A 22,702-nucleotide genomic window follows, 5' to 3' on the forward strand; every position below is an offset into this window, starting at 1 on the left:
GCCCTGCTCAGCACGTATGCGGTGGTTCGCTGCAGCGGAGATCTCAAGCAGTGACTCGCAGCGGTCACCTGGAGCCAGTACATGAACGTGCCGGGCAGGTTCTACCGATGGGCGGTCGACGAGTCGTACGCCACGTCCGTGCCCTAGCGGCTCGAAGTAGCCGGACATTCCGGCGTTGTTGACGCCGTAGTGCAGGGCGCCGAACCGGTCGACGGTGCGGGAGACGGCCTGTTCGAGGTCGTCCGGCACGGCGACGTCGCCGGCCACCGCGAGCGCTTCACGGCCGGTGGCCGCACGGATCCGGGCGACCATCTCATCGAGCTTGTCCTGGCCGCGTCCGACGAGGGCCACGTCCGCCCCCCGCTCGGCGAGCAGGAGGGCCGTCGCCGCTCCGATGCCGCTGCCTGCGCCCGTGACGAGGGCGACCTTGCCTTCCAGCGCAGTGTTCACGATGTCTGTCTCCCAACGTGGCCGGGGCCGGGTCTCCGGCGCCCGGGAATGGTGAAACCGGGGCGCGGTACGGCCCTCAGCCGGTGAAGTCGACGGAACGTCCGATCTCCGCCCACTTGGCGTCCTCGGCCGCCTGCTGCTCCATGACCTCGGCGATGTAGTCGACGGCGTGGCCACCGAGCACCAGGTGCTGCGGGGGCTCGGGGTTGTCGGCGAGGTCCAGGAAGACACGGGCGACCTTCGCCGGGTCGATCGGCTCGGTGCCGGTCCAGCCGCGCAGGTGCTTGGCCTGAGCGCCGACCGTCGGCTCGTAGGCGGGGTCGAAGGAGGGGATCTCCATCGAGGAACCGGCCCAGTCGGTGCGCATGCCGCCCGGCTCCGCGAGCGTGACGCGGATGCCGAGGGGCGAGACTTCCTTGTGCAGGACGCCGGAGAACCCTTCGACCGCGTGCTTGGCGGCCTGGTAGGCGCCCAGGCCCGCAGCGGTCAGCCGGCCGCCGATCGAGGTGACCTGGATGAAGTAGCCGCTGTTCTGCTTGCGGAAGACAGGCAGCACCGCCTTGGTCACATGGACCGTGCCGTAGAAGCAGGCGTCGACCTGCGCACGGAAGGCATCGAGGGTGACCTCCTCGATCGGGGCGATGTCGGCGTAGCCCGCGTTGTTGACCACGATGTCGATACGCCCGAACGCCCGCACCGCGGTGTCGACCGCGGCCTGGGTCTGCGCCGGGTCGGTGACGTCCAGCTCGACCGCCATCACCCGGTCGCCGTACCTGGCTGCCAGGTCGTCCAGCGCCTCGGTGCGGCGGGCGGTGGCGACGACCCGGTGACCGGCGGCGAGCGCCTCCTCCGCCACCGAGCGGCCCAGGCCGCGCGAACTACCCGTGATGAACCAGACCTGCTCGCTCATGGATGTCTCCTCGTCCACGGTTGACACTTAGTGCAATCTAGTTGCCTTAGGTTAACTCAATTGAATTGCGCTAACAAGGCAACCCGAGTGCGTTAAGATCGACTCCATGGACACGACAGAACCGCCCGCCTTCCAGCGAGCCCGCTCGCCCGAGCATCGGGAGCGTCGCGCCCGGGACCTGCTGCAGGCGGCCGCCGAACTCGCGCAGGCGGGCGGAACCCGGACGGTGACGCTGAAGGGGATCGCCCAGCGGGCCGGCGTGCACTCCTCAGCCGTTCGCGGGTATTTCTCCTCGCGCGAGGAGATCCTGCTGCGTCTGGCGACCGCGTCGTGGCAGGCGTGGTCGCGGGACCTGACCGAGCAGCTCGCCGGGGCCGGGCCGCTGGACGCAGACGGCCTCGCCCGCTCGATCGCCGCCTCCCTCGCGGAGCACTCGCTCTTCTGTGACCTTCTCGCCCATGCGGCCGTCTCCCTGGAACGCGAGGTTCCGATCGACTGCCTGCACGAGTACAAGAACGCCGCGGTCGGGGCCGTCGACGAGCTCGCCGACGCCTTCCACCGGGCACTGCCCGCCCTCTCACGGGCGGACGGACGTGATGTCGTGGCCGCCGCCGCCGCGCTGGCTCCCGCCTTCTGGCAGTACGCGAACCCCGGGGAGAGCCTGCAGCTCCTGTATGAGCGAGTGCCTCAACTGGCCCACGCACGAGTGGACTTCGAGCCCCGCATGACCGTGCTGCTGACCGCGCTCGTCAACGGCCTGACCGGTCCGCGAGCCTGAGAGCACCCGGCGGCCGCACCTGAGCGTGAGAGGCGTCGCCCACCACGGCCACCCAGATATGTACGCCGTATGCCGCTTCTGCTCAGCCGCAGTCGACGCCACTGCCTGGACCGACACACCCCCGAACAGAACACCGCCCGGGGCGACCCACCCGGCCTCAGCCAGTCACCACACCCCGGACAACGCCGGTCCTGTACAGGCCCGTCGACCCCAGCCACCAACCCAGGTAGACCCACCAAAAGATCCAGACGGGCGGTTCAGAAGCGGGCACTCACGCAGATCCGCCGGAGCGCGGCTCACCGTCCTGGGGGAGGGGTACTTTCATCCGCTCCCAGGCGCCCGGATGCCCCAACCGCGACATCCAACGCCTCCAGCTCTGTTCTGCCTGGGGTGTCGCGTGACCGATTGAGTCCACTTGCCGGCGCCGAGGCCGCAAGCGCACCGGCTGCCCACACGTGGCTCGGCGACGCCCGGCGGTTCCTGGACCGGGCCAACTCGTGATCACGTCGCTGGTGGTGGCGTGGCCTCCCGAGCTCGTCCGTGCGCCGGCGAGTCTCGAGAACCCCTCTTGAGCGGCATCCGGACCCTGGTCGGCGCAGAGACACCGTCGGTTCGCGAGGGCCGCCGTACCTCCGCGCCTTTCATTTCGAGTCGCGCGATAATGGGCCTACGGCTGGAGTGCATACCTGAAACGGCCTGAAGGTGGTCGGCGAGGGGCGCCTGCAGGCGAGGGAAGTGAGCAGGGTGTCGGTCGCCTGGGACGACATCGGCGGACTCGTCGATGCCCATGAACGTTTTCTGGCCGGAGCACGGGTCGAAGACGTACGCAGTCCGATCCTCGAGTCCTGGAAGCGGTGCAGGTCCGAAGGGGTCCAGCCGCACCGGGTGCTGCTGCCGTATGCCTCCGGCCTGGCGTTGGACGACCGTCTCATGCGCGCGATCGAGCCGGTTCTCAAGGACCTGACCGCGTCGCTGGCCGACGTGAGCATGGCGGTCGCCCTCTGTGACGCGCAGGCCCGCATGGTCCAGCGGTACGGCGGTGGCCGCCGACTGTTCAAGGGCCTCGACGAGGTCAACTTCGCCCCTGGTTTCGATGCCTCGGAACGGGTTGTGGGCACCAACGGCGTCGGCACGGCACTGGCCGGGCGGGACCCCATCTATCTCGCCGGCCGTGAGCACTTCGCCGACTGTCTGCAGCCGTTCTCCTGCGCGGGCGCGCCCGTCCGCGACCCCCTCAGCGGGCGCATCGAGGCGGTCCTCGACATCACATGCCTGCGTGCCGACGGCGACCCCGCCATGCTGCGACTGGTGCAGGAGGCTGCCCGCGACATCGAGACACGGCTGTTGGAACAGGCCTCGGAACGGGAACGGGCACTGCTCGCCGCCTACCGGCGGGCCTGCCGCGACAGCGGCGGTGCCGGTGATCCGTCGCAGCGTGCTCTCCAGCTGCTCCCAGGTCCCGGCCCCGAGGAGGGCGGCCTCGGCCCGGTCGACCTGTCGATGCTGCGGGAGAAGGCCGAGGAGCTCCTTGCCTCATCGCAGCGCACCCTCGACGAAGTGGCTCTGTCCGGCGGGCGCGTCGCCACGCTGCTGCGTCGCCCGGTCACGGGAGCGGCAGGTGAGACGGGTGCGGTCGTCGAGGTCCGCGTTCTCGGCGGTCCGAGCCTGCGCCATGTCGGACTCACCGAGCCGACCGAGCCGACCGAGTCGGGCCGGCTGAGGGCGGTGACCCATACGCTCCTGACCAACACGCCGACGCCTCGCTCCCTGGTACCGGGGCGGAACGCCCCGGTCTCCCCACGTGCGGTCGGACCGCCACCCCTGCTCATGGCAGCGGCCTCGCCCGTGTCCACTGCGGTCGGCCCGCAACCTCGGACTCAGGAAGGAACACACGCGAACGGCAGCGGTCCCGGCTCGGCCGACGGCTGGGTGGTGCTCGTGGGCGAGCCCGGCGTCGGCAGGCTCGCCGTGCTGGCCCGCAAGCGCCTGGAGCTGCTGCACGACGCCAGCGTGTGCATAGGGACCACTCTCGACGTCACCCGCACCGCGGAGGAACTGGCGGAAGTGGCCGTCCCCCGGTTCGCCGATCTGATGGTTGTCGACCTGTCCGACCCCGTGTTGCTGGGTGAGGAGCCCGGGCCGCTCGGAGGGGAGACATCGCTGCGCCGGGTCGCGATGGGCTTCGTGCGCGAGGAACTGCCCGTGTACGGGGTCGGGGACCCCGTCCAGTACGTTCCGTCCACCCCACAGGTCCACTGCCTGGAGACCGGGCAGTCCGTGCTCGAACCCGTCCTGGCCGACGCCGAGGGTTGGATCGCCCAGGATCCGGCACGCTTCGGGCGGGCACTCACGGAGGGCATCCACTCACTGATCACGGTGCCCCTGCGAGCTCGCGGTACCGTTCTCGGCGTGGCGAGCTTCTACCGCTCCGAGAAGCCCGCTCCCTTCGAGGACGACGACCTGTGTCTGGCTCAGGAACTGGCCGCCCGCGCCGCGATCTGCATCGACAATGCCCGCCGTTACACGCGTGAGCACAACACAGCCCTCGCGCTGCAGCGCAGCCTGTTGCCCCGGGGGCGCCCCGAGCCGACCGCCGTCGAGGTCGCCTGCCGCTATCTGCCCGCGCAGGCCGGAGTGGGCGGCGACTGGTTCGACGTCATCCCGCTGTCAGGCGCCCGGGTGGCGCTCGTGGTCGGCGACGTGGTCGGTCACGGCCTGTACGCCGCCGCCACCATGGGCCGGCTGCGTACCGCCGTGCACAACTTCTCCGCCCTGGATATGCAGCCCGACGAGCTCCTCACTCAGTTGGACGACCTGGTCGGGGGCCTCGACCGGGGCGAGGGGTGGGCGGTGGAGCCCAGTCATCAGGACTCCGGAATCGTCGGCGCGACCTGTCTGTACGCCGTGTACGACCCGGTGTCCCGGCGGTGCTCCCTCGCCCGCGCCGGACACCCCCAGCCCGCGGTGGTCGGGCCCGACGGCACAGTGGACTTCGTCGACCTGCCGTCGGGGCCGCCGCTCGGGCTGGGCGGTGTGCCCTTCGAGACCGTTGAGCTGGAGCTGGCCGAGGGCAGCCAGCTGGTGCTGTACACGGACGGTCTGGTCGAGGACCGGGGCCGCGACATCGACAGCGGTATGAACAAGCTCCGCGCCGTTCTGTCCAGCGCCGACCGGGCACCGGAAGACACCTGTGAAGCGGTCCTGGACGCACTGCTCCCGGCACGTCCGAGTGACGACGTGGCCCTGCTGGTCGCCCGTGTGCACGCCATGGGACCGGAGCGGGTCGCCGAGTGGCAGTGGCCCAGCGACCCGGCGATCGTCTCCCGCTCCCGAGCGGCGGTCACCCGGCAGCTGTCCACGTGGGGACTGGACGACCTGGCTTTCACCGCTGCACTGGTCGCCAGCGAGCTGGTCACCAACGCGATCCGGCACGCGATCGGTCCGATCGGGCTGCGGCTGATCCGCGACCGCGCGCTGATCTGCGAGGTCTCCGACGGCAGCAGCACCTCGCCCCGGCTGCGCCGCGCACGGAGCGAGGACGAGGACGGACGCGGGCTCTTCCTCGTCGCCCAGTTCACCGAGCGCTGGGGAACCCGCTACACCACCGACGGCAAGGTCATCTGGACCGAACAGCTCCTGGGGTGACCGGGGCGAAGGGTCCCGGCCCCACGGGCATGTTGGGAACCGCACGTCTTGCGATGCGGCGCCGCCCGCAGTCCTCGCGATGTCGTTGCAGGACGGCGTGGACGCGCGGGGCGCCGTAGGCCCCGTGGGACCGGTCATGCAGGCGGAAGACTCCCCAACCTCGCTGATCTTCTCCGTCAGCCCGGCATCGCGGACCGCCGCGGGCCGGGCCGGCCACTGCGGCAGGCGTAGAAGGCGGCTCGGGAGACCTGCAGCAGCCCCCTGCGGCGCGCTCGCGAGACCGCGTGGTACGCAGGTTCCAGAACCGGCGTGCGTGTTCGAGAGGAGGCCCGCCTGCGCGAGAGGATGAACCGGGACGGAGTCCAGCCCATGGAAGACTTCCTTGCGGACCGGGCCGCCTCGGTGAAGGACCGGGACTTCGTTCCCGCTGCCGGTGGCTCCTCCCGTGATACCGCAGAGCGAATTCGGGCCCGCCTGGTCGACCTGGCCGATGAGCCCCGCCCTGTTGCCCTGGTGACGCATGGTGGGGTAACCGTGGACCTGCCGCGCGCCTTGATCGGCGACGATGCGGTGCCGGTCGAGTTGATGCGGCACGGCGTCCCCTCCTGCGCGATCACCACGCTGGATGGCCTGTCCGTCGCGGACGTCGCTTCGGTTGGGCACCTGGCGTGACCAAGCCGACCATTCCGCCTGGTGATTCGTCGACCGGATGACGCACAGTCTGCTGCGGCAGGGATTGAGCGGCCCGTCGCCAACCCCGAAGAGCGCGTCGGTCCGGACCCTTGCGGCAGGCGGTGGACGCTCCTACGGCTTCGTCCACCGCCTGCCCACCGAGGCCGACACCACCATCCGTACGCGAGGCGGCCCGAACGTCTCGGACTGGCCAGCGAACTGACGCGCGACGGCTGCTGCTGCGGCGTCCGCCGAGACCCGAATCCGTGCCGCACACACCTCCTACGTCGCGCCACTGCCCACCGGCCGTACGATCCTCCGCTACCGGCCCCCGGGCGGTCGTGGACGCGGACGCCGCGCCGGCATCCGCTGAGAGCGCGGGGTGGGGAGTTCGCCGGGTCCGACGGGCACGATCTCGATGCCGGTGATGCCCTGCTGCTTCAGTTCCCCTGGACTGGCGCCCTTCTCCGGCGCTCCATCTCAGTGGGGCTTCCGAGGCGGCTCGGGCGCCAGCCATCCGGCTCGATTCCGGAGCGCGTCCCGCCTGGTGGAACAAGGTGATGCCGGCGGAGCGGGCCTCATAGACTCGGCCTTCATCTGCGGCCTGGTGGCCGAGCGGGTGCCGTCGTCGGGAAGGGATCAGTACGGTGAGTGCGATGGGATGGAGCGACGCCCCGATCTACGAACGGCTCATACGCGAACGTGGTGATGTGGCCGCCGACGCCCGCAAGACGGCAGAGGCGACCTGGCGCGAGGTCGGCAGGATCATGGACTTCCGTCTCCCGCACGCGATCGCCGCGCAGGACTCCAGGCTCCGTTGACTGCCGCGTGGTCCTGATACCGGGTGATCGCTTGGGTCGCCCGCGAGGGCGTCGTAGGCGTTGCAGTTGCCGTCGAGGACCGGGTCGGTCTGTGAGGGTCTCGCTCGACCGCTGCTTGCCGCCGAGCCGGCCGTACCGTTGGGCGCTCTGGCCGGCGCGGGTGGCGCCGTTCCCGTCGTTGTCGGGAGCCGTCGGCGCGAGGACCGTGTCGAGCGGCAACCTCACGGCGATGTCGCCGTGGATGTCGGTGAGCTGCAGGACGGTGCCGTTCGTCTTGCCGGTGGTGGCGGTCAGCGACCCGGTTGCGTTGGCGACGTTGCGGGTCAGCGTGGTGGCGGCTGTGTCCTCGACGATCCGGTTCGGGTTGTCGGAGTCGTCGCTGTAGCGGTTGGTCCTGGCCGGTGTCCGGCTCCAGGTGCCGGAGCTGTTGGTCTCGATGGTCCAGGAGCGGAAGCGCAGTCCGGCGTCGGGCTGCCAGGTCTGGCGGTCGGTGCCGGCTGTCTGCTGGTAGGCGAGGTCGTTGGCGTAGTAGGTGCGGGTGGATCCGGGACCTGCGGTGGTCCGACCGCAGGCGTCGTAGGAGTAGCCCCGCCGAGCTCAGAGCAGGTCGAGGGCGTCGAACCCGTAACTGGGGCTGAGGTAGCCGCCGCCACCTGCCGAGCCGCTGGCGGCGTCGATGTGCAGGGTGTTGGTGCCGGTCAGCAACTGGGCAACGGGGATGACGTACTCGTAGGTGTGGTTGTTGCCCCGGTAGCTGCCGACGGTCAGGGTCCGGGTGGACGGCTTGGTCGCGGCGGCCGGGACGGCAGAGGTCCAGGTGTCGTTCACGGTGATCTGCGGACGGCCGTTGGCCTTGGCGTTCGCCGAACGCCAGAAGCCGCGTCCCGAGCGCATCATTGTGGGCGCATCTGAAGTTCTCCGGCAGCCGTCAGTGTCATGGGGGTCTGCCACCACGTGACCCTGCCGCACGGCCCGTCCTCCGTCTGACGCACCGGCCGGACGCGTCTGCTCACCCGGAGCACCTGCCTGTCGCTCTCGTCTGCTGTGACGGTCACCGTGACGGTACGTCCGGCGTCCGATCCTGCCGGTGTCGGCAGGAAGAGGGAGTGTACGGAGGGAGACGCTCCTGATATCGCCTGGCACCTGTCGTTGACGCAGGCCCGCACGGTGGCGTGTTGATGTGAAGCCGCCCAGGGTGTGACATCCAACAGCACGTCCGGAGCGGGCTCATTAGGTCCGTTGCACACCTGCGGTGACGCGCACCCCGCTGCTGCGACCATGGCCACGGCGGTCATCCACAGCAACCTGATCGCACCGGGGCGCACTGTTCGGCTGTCCACAGTGATGGCTCCGATCGCTTTGTGACAGGGCTTGCTCGGCAACCGCGGGACCGCAGCGCAGCCTCCCCCAGCCGTTCTCGGAGGACAGGTGGCGCAGGAAGTGGTCCATCAGCTTCGGGATCGCTCTGACAGGGTGGTGAGGCGGCGGTACAGTTCCTCCCCGCCCAGGGCTGTCGTCAACCGCGCCGTCGGGCCATGTACCGAGCCAGGTCAGCCGAGACAACGTCCGGCATCCAGTCACCCAGGACCTGAACAATCGAGACCCTCGACATGCTCACGTCTCAACTGATCTGGTAGCTCCAGGTCAAAGGTCTGGGCCGGGGTCCAAGAACCTCGCGGACGCAAGATGCCCGGGCGAGGCGCCCACCGGACGGTGGGCTTCGCGGGCCAGGGTGAGAGTCTGTACGGCATCTGGGACAACAAGGCGCGCTCGGCGAGGAGATCGGGCTCGCCTTCGACGAGGAGGCGCAAGAAGGCCGCACGATCAGTCCCACCGTGGCGGACGGCGGCAGGACTCTCGGCGTCTCCAACGCCTCGGCTTCTCCTACGGCCTCCGCATCCGGTTCACCTGAGCGAAGTGAGCTGACCTCAGCCCGCCGGTCCCCACTCCCGGGCGATCAGCATCCGCTGCACCTCGCTGGCGTCTTCGCCGATGTCCGGGAGTTCGGGTTGGCGTCGCACACCCGGCGGCCGGGTGCACGTCCATGAAGGTTTTCGCACCGGCTCTACGCTCTGTCCGGCCTGGGGCGTACTGGCGTGTTCTTGTCTGTGCGCGCGCAGGTGCCGTGAACGCCCCTCGGTTCGCGTTGTCAGGCGGACTGCTGTGGTGTCTGCTCGTCGGCTGTGGGTGCGGCTGTGTCGGGGGCGGTGTAGAAGACCGATGTGCCTTGCTTGGTGCGCTGGGCCTGGTTCTTGGCCACGAGCCCTTCCAGTGTCGTACGCACCACGGTTGTCTTTACCGCACGTTCGGGATGCTGCTGCTCGAGCGCGGTGGTGATTTCGGCGGCCGAGCGGGGCTCGTCCTGGCGGGCCAGGTGCTCCCGCACCAGGTCCACCAGCTTGGGCCCGGCCGGCCGCGGGGCCTGCTCCGCAGCGGTGGTCTTGTTGCTGGTTCGCTTCTTGGCCGGGGCGGGCTTGTCGTCCGTCGTCCGCTTGGCCGCACCGGATGACGCCGCCTTCTTGCGGGGAGCGGGCACTACGGTGGCAGGTTCGGCGGCAGGCGCTTCGGACACCTCTGACACGCCGAGCGCCTCCTGGAGGTTCACCAGGACGGTGTGATCGTGCCGCACGGCGGCCAGTTGCTCCTGCAGCGCTTCGATCTCAGCAGTGAGGCGTTCCTGCTCCTTGCGGTTGCGTTCCAGGTCGCCGGCTACCTGGGCGCTGTACTGAGAGGCCAACTCGGTGGTCTGGGCGGTGGTTTCGGACATGGCGCTCACGCTCTTTCCGGGTGCCGCAGCCGATGAGCGGTGAGCCCATGGCGTACGCGGAGTCGAAGATTCATGCTGTCCCGCCTGCTGCTACGGGAGCAGCGGCAGTTGGTGACGCACGTCTTTGGCACAGTCATAGCACGGAAGACGGCTGTGTTGCTGCTGTACGGGTGTGAGCGGACGGGAGAGGCCTGGCACGACCTTGGTCAGGTGTGCAGGTCTGTGTGGGGTGGACAGGGAGCTGATGATGCACTGTAGACAGGCTTCCGGGACAGCGACATCCCCGCATCCCCTGATCGCAGTCTCACGGTTGCTGTCGACTCCCACCGGGTCCTGATGAACCGCACTTCATGCGCAGCGGTCTCCAACGTGAGTGGTGCCTCGAATCTCTGCCGGTCGTACGCACCCCTCGGCGCCGGTTTTCGTGCCGGTGTTTCCTGGGGCCGGAGTTGAGGGATCAGTTCAGTGTCGGAGGCTGCTGGGGGCCGTGAGGGTGTGGGTGAGCAGGTAGTCGAGGGTGTCGGCGGGTTGCCGGCGGTGGCGTAGGGCGGTGCGTTGTCGGACCGCGCCTGTGCCGTGGAGGCTGAGCCGGGTGATGAGACGCTCGACCAGGGCGGTGTCGCCGTGCTGGTCGAGGGCGGGCCGGATCCGGGTCAGCAGCTGGTGGACCTGACGCCAGGCCGGGGTGAGCCGGCGGGTGAGCGGGTCCAGGAGTGCGCCGGTGAGTCCGTCGCGGGCTGCGCGCCATGACGCGGCGCGCAGCAGGTGGGTGTCGGGGCGCGGTGCGGGCGTGCCGGCGCGGACGTCGGCGAGTGCGGTCGCGGCGGCCGCGCGGGCCAGTGCGGTGAACAGCACGGTGTCATCGACGGTCAGGCCCGCGTCCGCGAACCGCAGCTCCAGGGTGGGCAGATGATGGGAGGGCCGGATGTCCCAGTAGATCCCGCCGGCGTCGAGGACCACGCCGGTGCCGACCAGGGTGGCGACGGCATCGTCGTAGTGTGCGGCAGAGGTGAAGTACGGCGGGGGACCGGCAGCCGGCCAGCGGGCCCAGCACACGCTGCGCCAGCTGGCGTGCCGTGTGTCCCGCCCGTTCCACAGGGGTGAGTTCGCGGTCATTGCTGTCAGCACCGCGGTCCAGGTGCGCAGCTGGTTGCTGACCCGGACGGCCTCCTCGCGGCTGTCCATACCGACATGGACGTGACAGGCACAGCACACCTGCTCCTCGTCCAGCGCCCCGAACATGCGCTCGCTGCGTTCGTAGCGCTTGCCGGGCATGAACGGCGGTGCGCCCGCCGGTGAGAGAACCGGCGTGCCGCTAGAGACGAGCCTGGTCCTGTGTACGGCGGCCGCGCGTGACACGTGCAGTCGGCCGGCGTAGAGCTGTTCGGCGAGCGCGCTCAGGTGATGGTGGGGCTCGGTGCGGGTCTCGACCTGGTAGCGGGTCAGCTCGGGTGTGACCAGGTCGCCCAGCTTGGCCTGGGCGGTGGCGATGACCGGCACGGCCATCGGTGCCAGCAGGCGGGTGCGCGGGTTGACGAGAAGGAACTCCTCTTCGACCCCCACGGTCAACCGAGGTCCCCTCGCCCCGGCCACCGGCGCCCTGCCGGTCCTGAGCCCGTGAATGCTCGTACTGCGAGATGGTCGGCTCTCCACAGGCAGGATCCTTCACCAGCGGCCCGCCAGGATCCCGCCGCGTGGGTGAACTCGCCGCGAACGGAGCGGCAGATGGCTGAAGAACTCCGATGGATGACAACCGGAAGGCACCGGCTGGCTCACGCACGTCGGCTGTCACCTCGACCAGCTGGCCCACGCCCGCTTTTGCGCACTTTCAGGTGACGGCCCGGTCGGCGGGGCGGCGCCAGATGCAGTGACGCCGGGGCGAGCCCGCCTCCCGCACGGCATCGGCTGGTGGTAGGCCAAAGCTCCGTCGTTCTCGTGGATGGCCCGGACCCGCGGGTATGGGCCCGATACTCCAAGTTGGCGATGGTGGGCGGTTCGTGACGGGCGACGGATAGCGTGCAGGTACCACCTCCGGTGATTACGGAGTGTCGAGTTCGCCGACCACCACAACGGAGGACGGTGCCGGCTGCGCCGTTGTCCCCGTTCTCGTGCCCGGCCATACCCGGGTGGCCACCCCAGCCGGACAACCTGACCACCAGACGCGGAAGGCGGCCGATCCGCCGCCCGGAATGCGAGCGGACATGGGCGCCGCCGCCCTTCATCCGGTGGAAGGCAGACACCTCACGTTGCTATGCCGTCAAGTTCTCGGGATCAGCCCCCCCCGTTCACGGCGCGGTTGTAGAGCCGCCGGTGCCACTCGTTGGCGTGGGGTCCGGGGTCGCTGGTCAGGACGGGGTTTGGGCCGGTCTCGATGAGGTGCAGCAGGGTCCCGGCGACGCCGTAGCAGTCGTCCGGGCCGAAGCAGGAGACCAGCGCTCGGGCTTCCTCGCCCGTGACCGGCTTCGGAATCGCTTCGAGTTGCTCGACGCGCCTGTCGATCTCCTCTTCGCTCGCGTCCCAGTCGGGGAGCGGGCCATCGGCGACGAACGCCTGCACTTCGGGTCTCATGGGTGAATGATCAGCTTCCATCGCCAGCGTGAGCAAGGTGTCTTCGCTGTTCAGGCTGCCGCCGCCCCGTACTGGACCAGCTGGGCCTACAAGCCCGGCGGCCTGCGCGACACCCAGACCGAGCACAAGGCGACGGGCGACACGAAGACCAGCTACGGCTACCCGGCCGTCAACGCCAACGGCGCCGGCCAGCCCCACACCCTGACCTCGGTCACGGTCAACGGGGGCACGGCCAAGTCCCTGACTTGCGACGAGCAGGGCAACACCACTCAGCGCTACGGGCCGACCGGCACCGCGCAGAGCCTCTTGTGGGACATGGAAGGAGGACTGGTCCGCCTCACGGAGGGCACGAAGATCACCGACGACCTCTACGACGCCAACGGCGAGTTCCTGATCCGCCGAGGTACCGACAAGACGGTGCTCTACCTGGCCGGTCAGGAAACAGGAGGCCGTCGTTGATGGAGTTGCGGATGACGACGTCCAGGCGGGCCTTGGCGGTGCTGGCCAGCTCCTCGCCCCAACCACGCTGCTGGCTCCTGCCATGAGCTTCCGGTCTTTGCTGTGGGTAAGGACCGTTCCGTCGAGGGCCCTGACGGCCCGTCCAGGCGCGGAGCGTCCCCGTCGCAGAACCTGCTCACCGGAACGGCGAGGGAGTGACAACGGACACCTCGGTATCTGCATCGGTCTTCGAAACAGTCCCGAGCATGTCCGTTGATCACGCTGCCGCACCGGGAGACTCCAAGATTCCCGACAAGGTCAAGCTCAGGCTGGTTGCCAGGAGAGGACCGTCTGGTACTGCGACTCTATGCCGCCGGCCGCGATGACACTCGACGGAATCTGGTCGGCTCCGGTGATGTTGTGGTTGTCCTGGATCAGGACGCCCTTGTTGTCGTAGTCGGAGGGACCGTTCGGCCAGTAGTTGCCTTCGATGTCCGTCGGGTCGTAAGTTCCGTCGCCGGCGGTGTAGTTCCCGTGTTTGCTGCCCCACGGTGAGACGTTGATGTTCCACACCGCGTTGCCGAGGATCGACACGTAGGTGGCACCGTTGTCGGTGTACAGGACGTGGCCGCCCGAGGTGTTGAGCTGGTCGTGGACCACGTTGCCGGTGACATGCTCGCCGCTCGCCATCGAGGTGCCGGTGATCCCGTTCGTGTAGACGGCTCCGCCGTCGCCGAGCAGCGACATGTGGTCGTAGATCAGATTGTCCGAGATCGTGTTGTGGTTCGAGTAGTTGGGCTGTGCGGGCAGGCTCACCTTGTCGGGCCAGCCGCCCCAGCCGATGGAGATCGCCGTGTAGGGGACATGGTCGATCTGGTTGTGAGTGATGGTCGACGTCTCGATGTAGCCGGCGTCGATGGCGATCCCGCCGTGGTACTCGGCGGCGGTGTCATAGAAGTGGCTGTCCTTGACGGTGATCCCGCTGGTGTGCTGGGCGGCACTGTTCGGCTGCGGGATGTCCACGCCGCCCAGGTCGAGGCCGTTGCCGGAGATGTCGGTGAACACGCAGGCGGTGACCGTGTCGTTCTGTGAGCCGTCGCCCAGGTCCAGTCCGGCCGCGCCGAGATGGACGAAGTAGTCGTGGTCGAAGTGGACGCTCTTGTCGTAGGTGAAGCGAACCGCGCCGGGCATCTTCGTCCAGTTGGCGTAGGGGCAGGTGCCGTCCGACACGAAGGCGCACAGTCCCTGGGTGGCGTAGCCGTTGATGCCGGTGACCTGGTAGGTCGCCTGGATCTCTGAGAAGCCGGTTCCGGTGTTGGAGGTCGTGTAGTTCGCGTAGCTGAACTGGATGCCTTGGAAGCCGACATGAGCGGGTACGTCCGAGGCGTTCCCGGAGGTCGCCACCAGCGTGTCGAGTGCGGGTGCCTCGACGTCCGCCGTAGTGAGGTCCTCCCCGGAGCGCGGGATGTAGTAGAACCGGTGCTCGCTCTTGTCCAGGTAGAACTCGCCAGGCTTGTCGAGGAGTTCGTAGGCGTTCTCGACCGCTGTCGGGGCCTCGGTGATGGACTTGCGGCCGACCAGGTTGTAGGTGCGACCGGAGCCGTCGGTACGCATGACCCGCTGGGTGGAGTTGTTCCAGCAGGGCTGGGCCATGGTGATGGCCGTACTGGTCACCGAAGCGACCGGACAGCGCGGCTCGGTCCACAGTCCCAGGCCGCCCCGGTAGACGAACTCGATCGCCGACGGATTGCGCCAGCCGGCCATGGGATCACCGGACGCTGTGGTGTAGCCGGTTGCTGTCTGGGTCACCGACACCGGCAGGGAGCCTGCCGCGCGCTGAGCGCGCACGCCGTCCACGTACAGTTGCCGGGTGTCCAGTCCGGTGGGGGCCGGGGCGGACCAGATGTCGCTGCCCGTGCTGGTCTTGGCCCAGCCGGTGATGTGGACGCCGCCGCTGATGACGGGGGTCTGTCCGGCTGCGGCTTTCCACCAGATGGTGCCAGCCGTGCCGCCGCCTGAGTCCGCGGCGGTGAAGGTCAGCGTCTTGGCCAGCCGGTAGACGCCGCCGGCCAACGTCACGGTGATCGGGCCGGATGTGGATGTGTCGATCGTCCGGACCGCGGTCTGTGCCTTGGTGAGTGTGCGGAAGGGAGCAGCAGCGCTGGTCCCCGGGTTGTCGTCACTGCCACTCGGCGAGACGAAGTAGGTGACCGCGGTCGCCGCGTGCGCAGGCAAGGTGAGCGCTCCGATGGACAGGAGCGTGCAAACGAAGGCCGCAAGAACACGGTAAGACCCGATGAATAATAGGAGTTCCTTGGGGGGTCTGGTGATGTCCTTCTGCTCTCTCGTGGGAAACATCCTGGCAAGGTAGAAGGGCTGTGATGAAACGTCAATGACTGTGACGCCGATACATCGGATCAATTTTGTTGTGACAGGAGTGTCTTTCCAGCCATGCCGGGGTGCGTCCAGGCCCGGGTGACGCGAGCGTTGACCCGCCGTATCCAGTCCTGGTCGATGTGCCACACGAGGTGCCGCGGGCGGCGTCGGAGATCGGGACGGCAGCGGCCGGCCGCCGATGTCCGCCAGATCTTTGGTGCCCCCGGCAACACCCAAAGCCCGCGCCGGTGACATCAGGCCGCCGGAGCCTGCTTTGACGAGCAGCACTGCCTCAAGCCGTCAGAAGTTTCCTGCCACGGACACCGTGAGAAGGCTGCTGCCTGCCGCGGTTGTGCGGCAGTACTGTCATGGCCGTCGAATGCCAGTCTCCCACCGAGTTGCCCGGACGGGCAGCGTCTCACCTACGAGCAGATCGTCCCGCGGTAGCCGCCGGGCTCACCCGGGCTGGCATCCAGAAGGCTGTGGAACGCGGCTGCAGGGCACAGGAGCAGGCAAGATCCGGGGTCGGGGACAGCGTGAGTCCCAACGACCTGGCGAGCTGAGCACCTGGCAGCCAGTTCCGGAATGCACATGCCGGTACCTCCGCAGCCCCCAACAGCGGCAACGGGAGAGTCAGGCGGCCGGCATGCGCTTCAGCGGCATCGCGGTCGACCCCGATCCGGTCGCACTGAGAGGTCTCGTCGAACTCGTCGAACAGGGCAGGCTCCGGGTCCAGGTGCAGGAGACGTTCCCGTTCGAGCGTGTCGCCGACGCACACCGACTGCTCGACGGCGGTCATCTCCACGGCAAGCTCGTCCTCACCGTCTGATCCCGTCGTGGGGCCTCGCGAGAGCGAGGCGCCACTGAGACCCATGCATCATGAAAGCTGCACGTCAGACGGCTTGGTGTGCGTCCGTGTCAGCAAGCTCGGGCCGGCCCTGAGCGGTAGTCCACCGACAAGAACATGCACCGCGTCGACGGGACGTCGGCCGTCGGGCGGGGTTGTCGGTGATCTGTAGGCGATGTGTCGGGGACTGCTGGAACCGTGGGTGCCGAGCCGCCCTGCCGGGCGGTCGCAGCCGCCTTCGACAGCAAGGGAGCCACGCCGCCATGTCGTCCACGCCCTCCACCCCGCCCTGGGATGTCCGACGGCTCCCGCGTGCCGACGGCAGCGTCTTCCTGGTGACCGGCGGCAACGCCGGCATCGGATACTTCGTCGCGGAGCAGTTGTCCGTGACCGGGGCCACCGTCGTCCTGGGCAGCCGGAACCCCGCGAAGGCCGAAGCCGCCACGGCCGCGATCCGCTCGCGTGTCCCCGGCGCGCGGGTGCGGGCGGTACGCCTGGACCTCGCCGACCTGCCGTCGCTCGGAACGGCGGTGGAATCACTGGACGTGGAACACCTCGACGCGGTGGTCCACAACGCCGGCGTCGCGCTCGACGACCCGCCGCGCCGGGAGACCGGGGACGGTCACGAGATCATGTTCGGCACGAACCACCTCGGGCACTTCGCGCTGACCCACTGGCTGCTGCCCCTGCTGTCGGCCGCACCGGCGGCCCGCATCGTGACCGTGGGCAGCTTCGCCGCCAAGTCCGAGCGGCTCGACCTCGACGACCTGCAGTCCCGGAAGGACTACCGGCCCAAGCGCACCTACGGACGCTCCAAGCTGGCGCAGATGTACTTCGGCCTCGAACTCGACCGGCGCCTGCGCGCGGTCGACAGCCCGGTGGCAAGCGTGGTGGTCCACCCCGGGGGTGCGCTGGACTCCCTGACCCCGTCCCGACCGCCGGTCCAGGTGCGGACCGCCGGTGCGCGGCTTTGCGGTGCACCGGCCGCCCTCCTCGTCCAGGGCAAGCACGCCGGCGCCTGGCCGGCGGTCCGAGCGGTGCTCGAGCCAACCGTGCGCGGAGGACAGCTCTGGGGACCGCGCGTCTTCGGCCTGCGCGGCAAGCCCCAACGTGAACCGGTGTGGAACCACCTCGCCGACACCTCCGTCGCGGCGCGGTTGTGGGACGCAAGCTGCGACCTGACTGGAGTCGACCTCGGCGCCATCCCTTGATGAGCGACATGTCGAACGGGTCGGGTTCGGTTCACCCGGCACTCGGGACGGGCGGTGGGCCGACATGGTCTCGGCCCACCACCTGCGGTCGCTCACGAGCCCAGGAGGGCGCGCAGTCCGGGTTGGAGGAGGTCGCCATGGGCGGTGACCATGTCGTCGCACAGGCGCCAGATGTCCTCGACCGGCAGGGCCGCGGCCGTGGCGGGGTCGGTCATCGCCGCGTGCCTGATGTGCCGCGGGTCGTCCTCGATCGCCGCCCGCACCACCAGGTCGTTCGCGCTCAGATAGGTGCGGTTGAGCGCCGCGAGCTGGGGCGGGAGGGAGCCGGCGCGGGTGGGCTGGACACCCAGCGCGTCCACCAGGCACGGTACCTCGACGGTCCCGTGCGCGGGCAGGTTGTCGATCAGGGTCCGGTTGGGGACGTTGCCGTAGACCGTGCGCGGGGTGCCGGTCACCATGCTGTGGATGATCTGCGGCGCGTACTCCATCGTCCCCTCGACGGCGACCGGCGTCCCGGCGGTCAGTGCGTCGCGGGTCCTCTCGTACGTGGCGACGTTCTCGTCGACGATCTTGAGGTACTCGCCGATCGGCAGCCGCAGCCGCTCCACCTCGCTGTCGTGGTGCAGATACCAGGGCACGTACTCGGAGGAGTGCTCGCTGGTCTCCGTGGGGTAGTAGCCGAGCCGGCGGTACATGTCGACCCGGACCCTGCGGCGCAACTGGTCGTCGGAGGCGATCAGTTCGTCCAGCCTCGGGTAGAGGCTCCGGCCCTGGTGCTCGAACCGCAGCACCCACGCCTGATGGTTGACGCCCGCGGCCTGGTAACTGATCTCCTCGTAGGGCACCTTGACCAGGTCCGCGAGGTCGCGCATCGTCCAGTACACCGAGTGGCACAGACCCACCACGCGGGTCAGGCCGGTGGCCTGCGTCAGGTACTGCACGTTCATGGCCATGGGGTTGGTGTAGTTCAGCAGCCAGGCCTGCGGGCAGACCTCGGCGATGTCCCGCCCCAGTTCCTTCAGGAACGGGAACGTGCGCAGGGCGCGGAAGATGCCTCCGATGCCGAGGGTGTCGCCGATGGTCTGCCGTACGCCGTAGCGGGCCGGTACCTCGAAGTCGGTCCGGGTGGCCTCGGCCATACCGATCTGCACGATGTTGATGACGAAGGCGGCGTCGGCCAGGGCTTCGCGACGGTCGGTGTGCGCGGTGACGTTCGGGCGGGCGCCGAGCGTGCCGGCGATGCGGAGGGCGGCCGCGTGCGCGGTGGCCAGGCGTTCGGTGTCGATGTCGTGCAGCGCGACGTGCGCGGACTTCAGGTCGGGGAACGCGAGGAGGTCGGCGAGCAGTCCCTGGGTGAAGACGACGCTGCCTGCGCCGATGAAGGCGATCTTGGGGGTGGTCATACCGGGGTTTCCTCGGTCTCGGAAGGGCGGGAGAGGACGTCGTCCCGCGTGGGCTGTGCGGTCGTACCGACGATGACGTCAGGGGCGGCGTCGCCGATGACGAGCACGTCGAAGGTGTGCGGCACTGAGGTGTTCCTGCCTGAGCGGTGTGTCGGGTGACGAGCGGGATCAGCCTTTGAGACCGGTGGAGGTGATCGACTGGATGAACGCCTTCTGCGCGCCGAGGAAGGCGAGCAGGACCGGCAGCACCGTGATGACGTTCCCGGCCATCACGGCGGACCACTGTGTGTGGTGCTGTCCCTGGAAGGTCGTGAGGCCGAGCTGGAGCGTGTACTGGGTGTCGTGGCTGATGGCGATCAGCGGCCAGGTCAGGTCGTTCCAGGTGCTGAGAAACGTCAGGACGGCCACCGTGCTGAGGGCCGGCCGGGACAGCGGGAGCACGATCCGCCACAGCACGTGAAGCCGTGAGCAGCCGTCGATCCAGGCAGCCTCCTCCAGCTCGCGGGGCAGCGAAAGGAAGAACTGCCGCAGGAGGAACACCGAGAACGGCGTGACGAGGGACGGCACGATCAGCGCGCCGAGCGTGTCGATGAGGCCGAGCTGCTTCATGACCAGGAACGTGGGAATCATCGTCAGCTGGAACGGGATCGCCATCGTGGCCAGCATCAGTCCCAGCAGCAGCCGGGAGCCGGCGAACCGCATCCGGGCGAACGCGTAGCCGCCCAGGGTGCCGAGCACGAGGTTCGCGGTGACCGTGACGAAGCTGACGAGGAACGAGTTGGCGAACCAGCGCGGGAACATCGCGTTGCCGAGCACATAGCGGTAGCCGCCCAGGTCCAGACGGGAGGGCCACAGCGCCGGCGGGAAGCGGTTGATCTCCGCGTTGCTCATCACCGAGCTGAGCGCCAGCCAGATCAGCGGTACCGCGAACAGCAGGGCCATCGGCGCGAGCAGCAGGTGCCAGGGGCTGAACGGCAGCCGCGGGCGTCGCCGGCCGGCATCGGGCCGGGCGGTCGGGACGGCCTGCGCGGCCTCGGGCGGGGCGGAGACGGCGGTCATGCGGCGGCTCCCTGGAGTCGGCGGCGGGCGATCTGGAAGATCAGGCCGATCAGGCCCAGGGCCGCGGCCAGTACGTAGGCCGAGGCGGCGCCGTACCCTGCGGTGGCGTTCTTGAACGCCTGCTCCCAGATGAAGTAGACGATCACCGTGGTGGATCCGAGGGGTCCGCCCTTGGTGGTGACGTACACGAGGTCGAACGTCTGGAGGGCCTCGATGGTCTGCCACAGCAGCAGGAACACCGAGACGGGCCTGAGCGTGGGCAGGGTGACGTGCCGCAGGACCTGGAAGCGACCGGCGCCGTCGAGCCGGGCCGCCTCGGTCAGCGAGGCCGGCACGTCCTGCAGCGCCGCGAGGTAGATGACCATGCAGAAGCCGGTACCGCTCCACAGACTGATCGCGACCAGCACGAGCAGCGCCTGGGACGGATCGTTGAGGAAGCCCTGCGCCGGGATGCCGAGGTAATGCAGTACCGCGTTGGCCGCGCCGAACTGCGGATCCAGGATGAACGAGAACAGCACGCCCTGCGCGGCGGAGGAGACCACGAACGGCACGAAGAACAAGGTGCGGTAGAGCCCGACGAAGCGTATGCGCCGGTTCAGGGCGAGGGCGAGCAGCAGCCCCACCACCATGCTCGCCGGCACGTACAGCGCGGTGTAGAGCAGGGTGTTGTGCACCGCCTGGCTGAAGTGGGGGTCCTGGGCGAGGGCGCGGTAGTTGTCCAGGCCCACCCAGCGGCTCGGTGTGACGAGGTCGTCGGCCCGGAAGGACAGCAGCAGCGACCAGATGATGGGCACCACGCTGAGACCGAGGATGATCAGGACCGCGGGCGATACGAACGTCCAGGCCATCGCGGACTCGGCGGCCCGTCTGCGGCGCAGGGCGCGCAGGTTGTCCGGGGGCCGGGACAGAGTGATCGGGGTGGGCACTCGGGACACGGCGGATCTCCTCAGCGGGGTATGAGCAGTGCGGCGTTGGCGTCGGCGGCGCAGGAGCGCACTGCCTGGGCGGGACTGCTCCGGCCCAGCAGCACCGCGACGACGGCCTGTCCGAGGGCCTGCGAGATCTGCGGGTAGGCGGCGTGCACGGGCCGTACGCGGGCCGAGTCCAGTGCCTTGGTGAACACCTCCAGGCCCTCGGTGGTGTTCTCCTGGTGCTGCCAGGCGGGCAGGTCGCGGGTGCGGCGGCTGAGCGGGAGGCTGCCCGCGTCGATGTCCCAGCGCACGTCCTGCGCGGGCTGCATCAGCCAGCTCACGAAGGTCTTGGCTGCCTTCTTGCGGGCAGCGCCGTTGTCGAACACCGTCCACGTGTCGGGTCCGCTGATGGTCACCGGCCGGCCGGAGAAGGTGGGCAGCGGGACGACGTGATAGTCGATCTTCGCCTGCCGGATGTCGGGGAGCTGCCAGGGACCGGTTACGGCCATGCCCATCCGGTCGGACAGGAAGACCTGGTACATCTGCTCGCTGCCCGGCTTCGGGTCGACGTAGACGCTCTTGTCCCGGGCGAGGGCGGCCACCACCTCCAGGGCACGGGTCCCGGCGTCGGCGAACCCGATGTGCTTGCCGTCGTCGGCGACGACGTCCCCGCCGAGATCCCAGATCATGGGCCAAAGTCGCCAGACGGTGTCCTCGTCACCGACGCCGGGCCAGCCGGTGCCGAAACGGCCGCGGCCGACGTCCGTGAGCGCCTTGGCGGTGGCGACGAAGTCGTCCCAGCGCCAGTCCGCTTCGGGCAGCGGCAGGCCGGCCTGCCGGAAGAGCTTCCGGTTGCAGACCACCGCGAGCGAGTCCAGCAGCGCGGGCGCTGCGCGTACCTGGCCGTTGACGGTCACGGCCTGGCGGGCCGGCGCCCAGTAGTTCGTCCAGGGCGTGCCGGCGTGTCCGACCATGTCGGTGAGGTCGACGACCTGAGGGCTGCGGGCGACGCTCGCCAGGTCGGAACCGAAGATGTAGGCGATGTCCGGGTAGGAGCCGGCGGCGAGGGCGGCCGTCACCTTCTGGAGCATCGCGTCGGCGAGCACTCCGCCGCCCAGCTCCACCCGGATACGGGGGTGGCTCCGCATGAACGAGGCGACCAGGGACTCCATCGCCTTCTTTCCCGTGTCGGTCTGCCCGTGCCACATCTCGATCGTCACGGTGCCGTCGGCGCTCACGCCGTCGTCGCCGCCCGCCGCGCAGCCGGAGGCCCCAAGGCCCGCGGCCGCCGTGGTCGCCAGAGCCGCTCCGGCGCGCAGCACTGTGCGGCGTTCGGGCTGTGCGCTGCGGGTGAGCGCGAACATGGGTACCTCCCGTGCGGAGCTGTGGGACATGCGCAGTGCGTCAGGGATGCGTTCGGTGTACGGAGTTCCGGCCGCGGCGACGGCGGGTGATCCCGGCGGGTCCGGGTGCGGGGCCGGTCCCGGGCGGCCGGAGCGCCGTGGGGCGGTGCTCAGGGCCGGGCGCGGAGCGGGACGGGCGGCCGGGTGCGGGCGCTGCCTCGCCGTCCGCGGGGAGTCACATGGATACGGATCATGTCCAAGCCCCAGAACATGGTGGGTACGTCCCCGCCTCGGACACCGACGTGGTCCTGGCGACTCAGTCCGGACTCCTGGCGCGTGGTCAGCTACCGGCTGGGCGTACCTCTGCCGCCGAGTGCTTCGACTACGGCGTTGACCAGGAGTTAAACGATGGTGCCAGGCAGCTGTCAAGAGGGAAGCGATGATTGAGTGTGCGTGAAACACCAGGGAAACCTGCATGATTGAGCATCAGGCGATGTCGGCCT

Annotated in this window: 20 protein-coding genes and 2 pseudogenes; 9 read left to right on the forward strand and 13 right to left on the reverse strand. The window is 69.2% G+C overall.

Translation table 11 applies throughout. The features are described 5' to 3' along the window. Positions 1-105: 105 nt before the first annotated feature. Positions 106-627: pseudogene (locus EDD90_RS59310) on the reverse strand (SDR family NAD(P)-dependent oxidoreductase); the annotation flags it as partial. Next, positions 527-1,360, reverse strand: a complete 834-nt coding sequence (locus tag EDD90_RS51790) for an SDR family NAD(P)-dependent oxidoreductase (RefSeq protein ID WP_123980311.1) — start codon at positions 1,358-1,360, stop codon at positions 527-529. The pseudogene EDD90_RS59310 and the gene EDD90_RS51790, both read right to left, overlap by 101 nt. Before the next feature lie 106 nt (positions 1,361-1,466). Between EDD90_RS51790 and EDD90_RS51795 the strand changes: the two genes are divergently transcribed. The 6 genes from EDD90_RS51795 (at position 1,467) to EDD90_RS58765 (ending at position 7,661) form a co-directional block, all read left to right on the forward strand. Continuing rightward, positions 1,467-2,138, forward strand: coding sequence for a TetR/AcrR family transcriptional regulator (locus EDD90_RS51795; RefSeq protein ID WP_123980313.1), 672 nt, complete (start codon positions 1,467-1,469; stop codon positions 2,136-2,138). A 735-nt stretch (positions 2,139-2,873) separates the two neighbouring features. Next, on the forward strand, positions 2,874-5,783 hold the full coding sequence (locus EDD90_RS51800; protein WP_123980315.1) for a SpoIIE family protein phosphatase: 2,910 nt from the start codon (positions 2,874-2,876) through the stop codon (positions 5,781-5,783). Positions 5,784-6,044: 261 nt separating this feature from the next. After that, on the forward strand, positions 6,045-6,455 hold the full coding sequence (locus EDD90_RS51805; RefSeq protein ID WP_123980317.1) for a histidine phosphatase family protein: 411 nt from the start codon (positions 6,045-6,047) through the stop codon (positions 6,453-6,455). Between the two features lie 37 nt (positions 6,456-6,492). Continuing rightward, positions 6,493-6,678, forward strand: coding sequence for a helix-turn-helix domain-containing protein (locus EDD90_RS56555; RefSeq protein ID WP_123980319.1), 186 nt, complete (start codon positions 6,493-6,495; stop codon positions 6,676-6,678). A 433-nt stretch (positions 6,679-7,111) separates the two neighbouring features. Continuing rightward, positions 7,112-7,276, forward strand: coding sequence for a hypothetical protein (locus EDD90_RS56140; protein ID WP_185149716.1), 165 nt, complete (start codon positions 7,112-7,114; stop codon positions 7,274-7,276). Between the two features lie 205 nt (positions 7,277-7,481). Next, a complete protein-coding gene (locus tag EDD90_RS58765; RefSeq protein WP_123980321.1) occupies positions 7,482-7,661 on the forward strand; it encodes a hypothetical protein in 180 nt (59 codons plus the stop codon). Between the two features lie 212 nt (positions 7,662-7,873). Here the strand turns inward: EDD90_RS58765 and EDD90_RS58770 are convergent, their stop codons facing one another. The 5 genes from EDD90_RS58770 to EDD90_RS51835 all read right to left on the reverse strand — a co-directional run bounded on the left by EDD90_RS58770 (position 7,874) and on the right by EDD90_RS51835 (position 12,611). Further along, entirely contained in the window at positions 7,874-8,173 is a 300-nt protein-coding gene (locus EDD90_RS58770; RefSeq protein WP_311737263.1) for a polysaccharide lyase family protein, read from the reverse strand. A 1,031-nt stretch (positions 8,174-9,204) separates the two neighbouring features. Further along, positions 9,205-9,336 (reverse strand): hypothetical protein, encoded by a 132-nt coding sequence (locus EDD90_RS58195; RefSeq protein ID WP_260328618.1) that lies wholly within the window; start codon positions 9,334-9,336, stop codon positions 9,205-9,207. Positions 9,337-9,425: 89 nt separating this feature from the next. Then, positions 9,426-10,043 carry a hypothetical protein gene (locus tag EDD90_RS51825; protein ID WP_123980323.1) on the reverse strand — a complete coding sequence of 206 codons (618 nt, stop codon included), beginning with the start codon at positions 10,041-10,043 and terminating at the stop codon, positions 9,426-9,428. A gap of 462 nt (positions 10,044-10,505) precedes the next feature. Next, positions 10,506-11,606 carry a glutamate--cysteine ligase gene (locus EDD90_RS51830; protein WP_260328619.1) on the reverse strand — a complete coding sequence of 367 codons (1,101 nt, stop codon included), beginning with the start codon at positions 11,604-11,606 and terminating at the stop codon, positions 10,506-10,508. A gap of 708 nt (positions 11,607-12,314) precedes the next feature. Further along, positions 12,315-12,611: a hypothetical protein gene (locus EDD90_RS51835; RefSeq protein WP_260328620.1), complete on the reverse strand. Its 297-nt coding sequence runs from the start codon at positions 12,609-12,611 to the stop codon at positions 12,315-12,317. Between the two features lie 6 nt (positions 12,612-12,617). On the opposite strand from EDD90_RS51835, the gene EDD90_RS51840 reads away from it, so the two are divergent. Continuing rightward, positions 12,618-13,070 carry a hypothetical protein gene (locus tag EDD90_RS51840; protein ID WP_260328621.1) on the forward strand — a complete coding sequence of 151 codons (453 nt, stop codon included), beginning with the start codon at positions 12,618-12,620 and terminating at the stop codon, positions 13,068-13,070. A 303-nt stretch (positions 13,071-13,373) separates the two neighbouring features. Here the strand turns inward: EDD90_RS51840 and EDD90_RS51845 are convergent, their stop codons facing one another. After that, positions 13,374-15,284, reverse strand: coding sequence for a hypothetical protein (locus tag EDD90_RS51845; protein ID WP_221305168.1), 1,911 nt, complete (start codon positions 15,282-15,284; stop codon positions 13,374-13,376). A gap of 778 nt (positions 15,285-16,062) precedes the next feature. Here EDD90_RS51845 and EDD90_RS51850 point away from each other — a divergent pair. Continuing rightward, positions 16,063-16,254 (forward strand): annotated as a pseudogene (locus tag EDD90_RS51850) (zinc-binding dehydrogenase); the annotation flags it as partial. Between the two features lie 281 nt (positions 16,255-16,535). After that, positions 16,536-17,483 (forward strand): SDR family NAD(P)-dependent oxidoreductase, encoded by a 948-nt coding sequence (locus EDD90_RS51855; RefSeq protein ID WP_123980327.1) that lies wholly within the window; start codon positions 16,536-16,538, stop codon positions 17,481-17,483. 92 nt (positions 17,484-17,575) lie between these two features. Here EDD90_RS51855 and EDD90_RS51860 read toward each other — a convergent pair whose 3' ends face one another. The 5 genes from EDD90_RS51860 to EDD90_RS51875 are packed head-to-tail and all read right to left on the reverse strand — an operon-like array spanning position 17,576 to position 22,220. Further along, positions 17,576-18,886: an alpha-glucosidase/alpha-galactosidase gene (locus EDD90_RS51860; RefSeq protein WP_123980329.1), complete on the reverse strand. Its 1,311-nt coding sequence runs from the start codon at positions 18,884-18,886 to the stop codon at positions 17,576-17,578. Further along, positions 18,883-19,011, reverse strand: coding sequence for a hypothetical protein (locus tag EDD90_RS58200; RefSeq protein WP_256216138.1), 129 nt, complete (start codon positions 19,009-19,011; stop codon positions 18,883-18,885). The genes EDD90_RS51860 and EDD90_RS58200 overlap by 4 nt, the downstream gene beginning before the upstream one ends. 43 nt (positions 19,012-19,054) lie before the next feature. Then, entirely contained in the window at positions 19,055-19,945 is an 891-nt protein-coding gene (locus EDD90_RS51865) for a carbohydrate ABC transporter permease (protein WP_123980331.1), read from the reverse strand. Further along, complete coding sequence (locus EDD90_RS51870) at positions 19,942-20,880, reverse strand: carbohydrate ABC transporter permease (protein ID WP_123980333.1); 939 nt, start codon at positions 20,878-20,880, stop codon at positions 19,942-19,944. Before EDD90_RS51870 ends, EDD90_RS51865 begins: the two co-directional genes overlap by 4 nt. A gap of 11 nt (positions 20,881-20,891) precedes the next feature. Further along, positions 20,892-22,220 (reverse strand): ABC transporter substrate-binding protein, encoded by a 1,329-nt coding sequence (locus tag EDD90_RS51875; RefSeq protein ID WP_123980335.1) that lies wholly within the window; start codon positions 22,218-22,220, stop codon positions 20,892-20,894. Between the last annotated feature and the right edge of the window lie 482 nt (positions 22,221-22,702).

The organism is Streptomyces sp. Ag109_O5-1 (assembly GCF_003814875.1).
GTDB classification, from domain to species: Bacteria; Actinomycetota; Actinomycetes; order Streptomycetales; family Streptomycetaceae; genus Streptomyces; species Streptomyces sasae.

Excerpts from the sequence above, each read along its gene's own strand:
- EDD90_RS51790 (WP_123980311.1), bottom strand. The coding sequence starts at position 1,360 with ATGAGCGAGCAGGTCTGGTTCATCACGGGTAGTTCGCGCGGCCTGGGC.
- EDD90_RS51795 (WP_123980313.1), top strand. The coding sequence starts at position 1,467 with ATGGACACGACAGAACCGCCCGCCTTCCAGCGAGCCCGCTCGCCCGAG.
- EDD90_RS56555 (WP_123980319.1), top strand. The coding sequence starts at position 6,493 with ATGACGCACAGTCTGCTGCGGCAGGGATTGAGCGGCCCGTCGCCAACC.
- EDD90_RS56140 (WP_185149716.1), top strand. The coding sequence starts at position 7,112 with ATGGGATGGAGCGACGCCCCGATCTACGAACGGCTCATACGCGAACGT.
- EDD90_RS58770 (WP_311737263.1), bottom strand. The coding sequence starts at position 8,173 with ATGATGCGCTCGGGACGCGGCTTCTGGCGTTCGGCGAACGCCAAGGCC.
- EDD90_RS51825 (WP_123980323.1), bottom strand. The coding sequence starts at position 10,043 with ATGTCCGAAACCACCGCCCAGACCACCGAGTTGGCCTCTCAGTACAGC.
- EDD90_RS51835 (WP_260328620.1), bottom strand. The coding sequence starts at position 12,611 with ATGAGACCCGAAGTGCAGGCGTTCGTCGCCGATGGCCCGCTCCCCGAC.
- EDD90_RS51840 (WP_260328621.1), top strand. The coding sequence starts at position 12,618 with ATGATCAGCTTCCATCGCCAGCGTGAGCAAGGTGTCTTCGCTGTTCAG.
- EDD90_RS51855 (WP_123980327.1), top strand. The coding sequence starts at position 16,536 with ATGTCGTCCACGCCCTCCACCCCGCCCTGGGATGTCCGACGGCTCCCG.
- EDD90_RS51860 (WP_123980329.1), bottom strand. The coding sequence starts at position 18,886 with ATGACCACCCCCAAGATCGCCTTCATCGGCGCAGGCAGCGTCGTCTTC.
- EDD90_RS51865 (WP_123980331.1), bottom strand. The coding sequence starts at position 19,945 with ATGACCGCCGTCTCCGCCCCGCCCGAGGCCGCGCAGGCCGTCCCGACC.
- EDD90_RS51875 (WP_123980335.1), bottom strand. The coding sequence starts at position 22,220 with ATGTTCGCGCTCACCCGCAGCGCACAGCCCGAACGCCGCACAGTGCTG.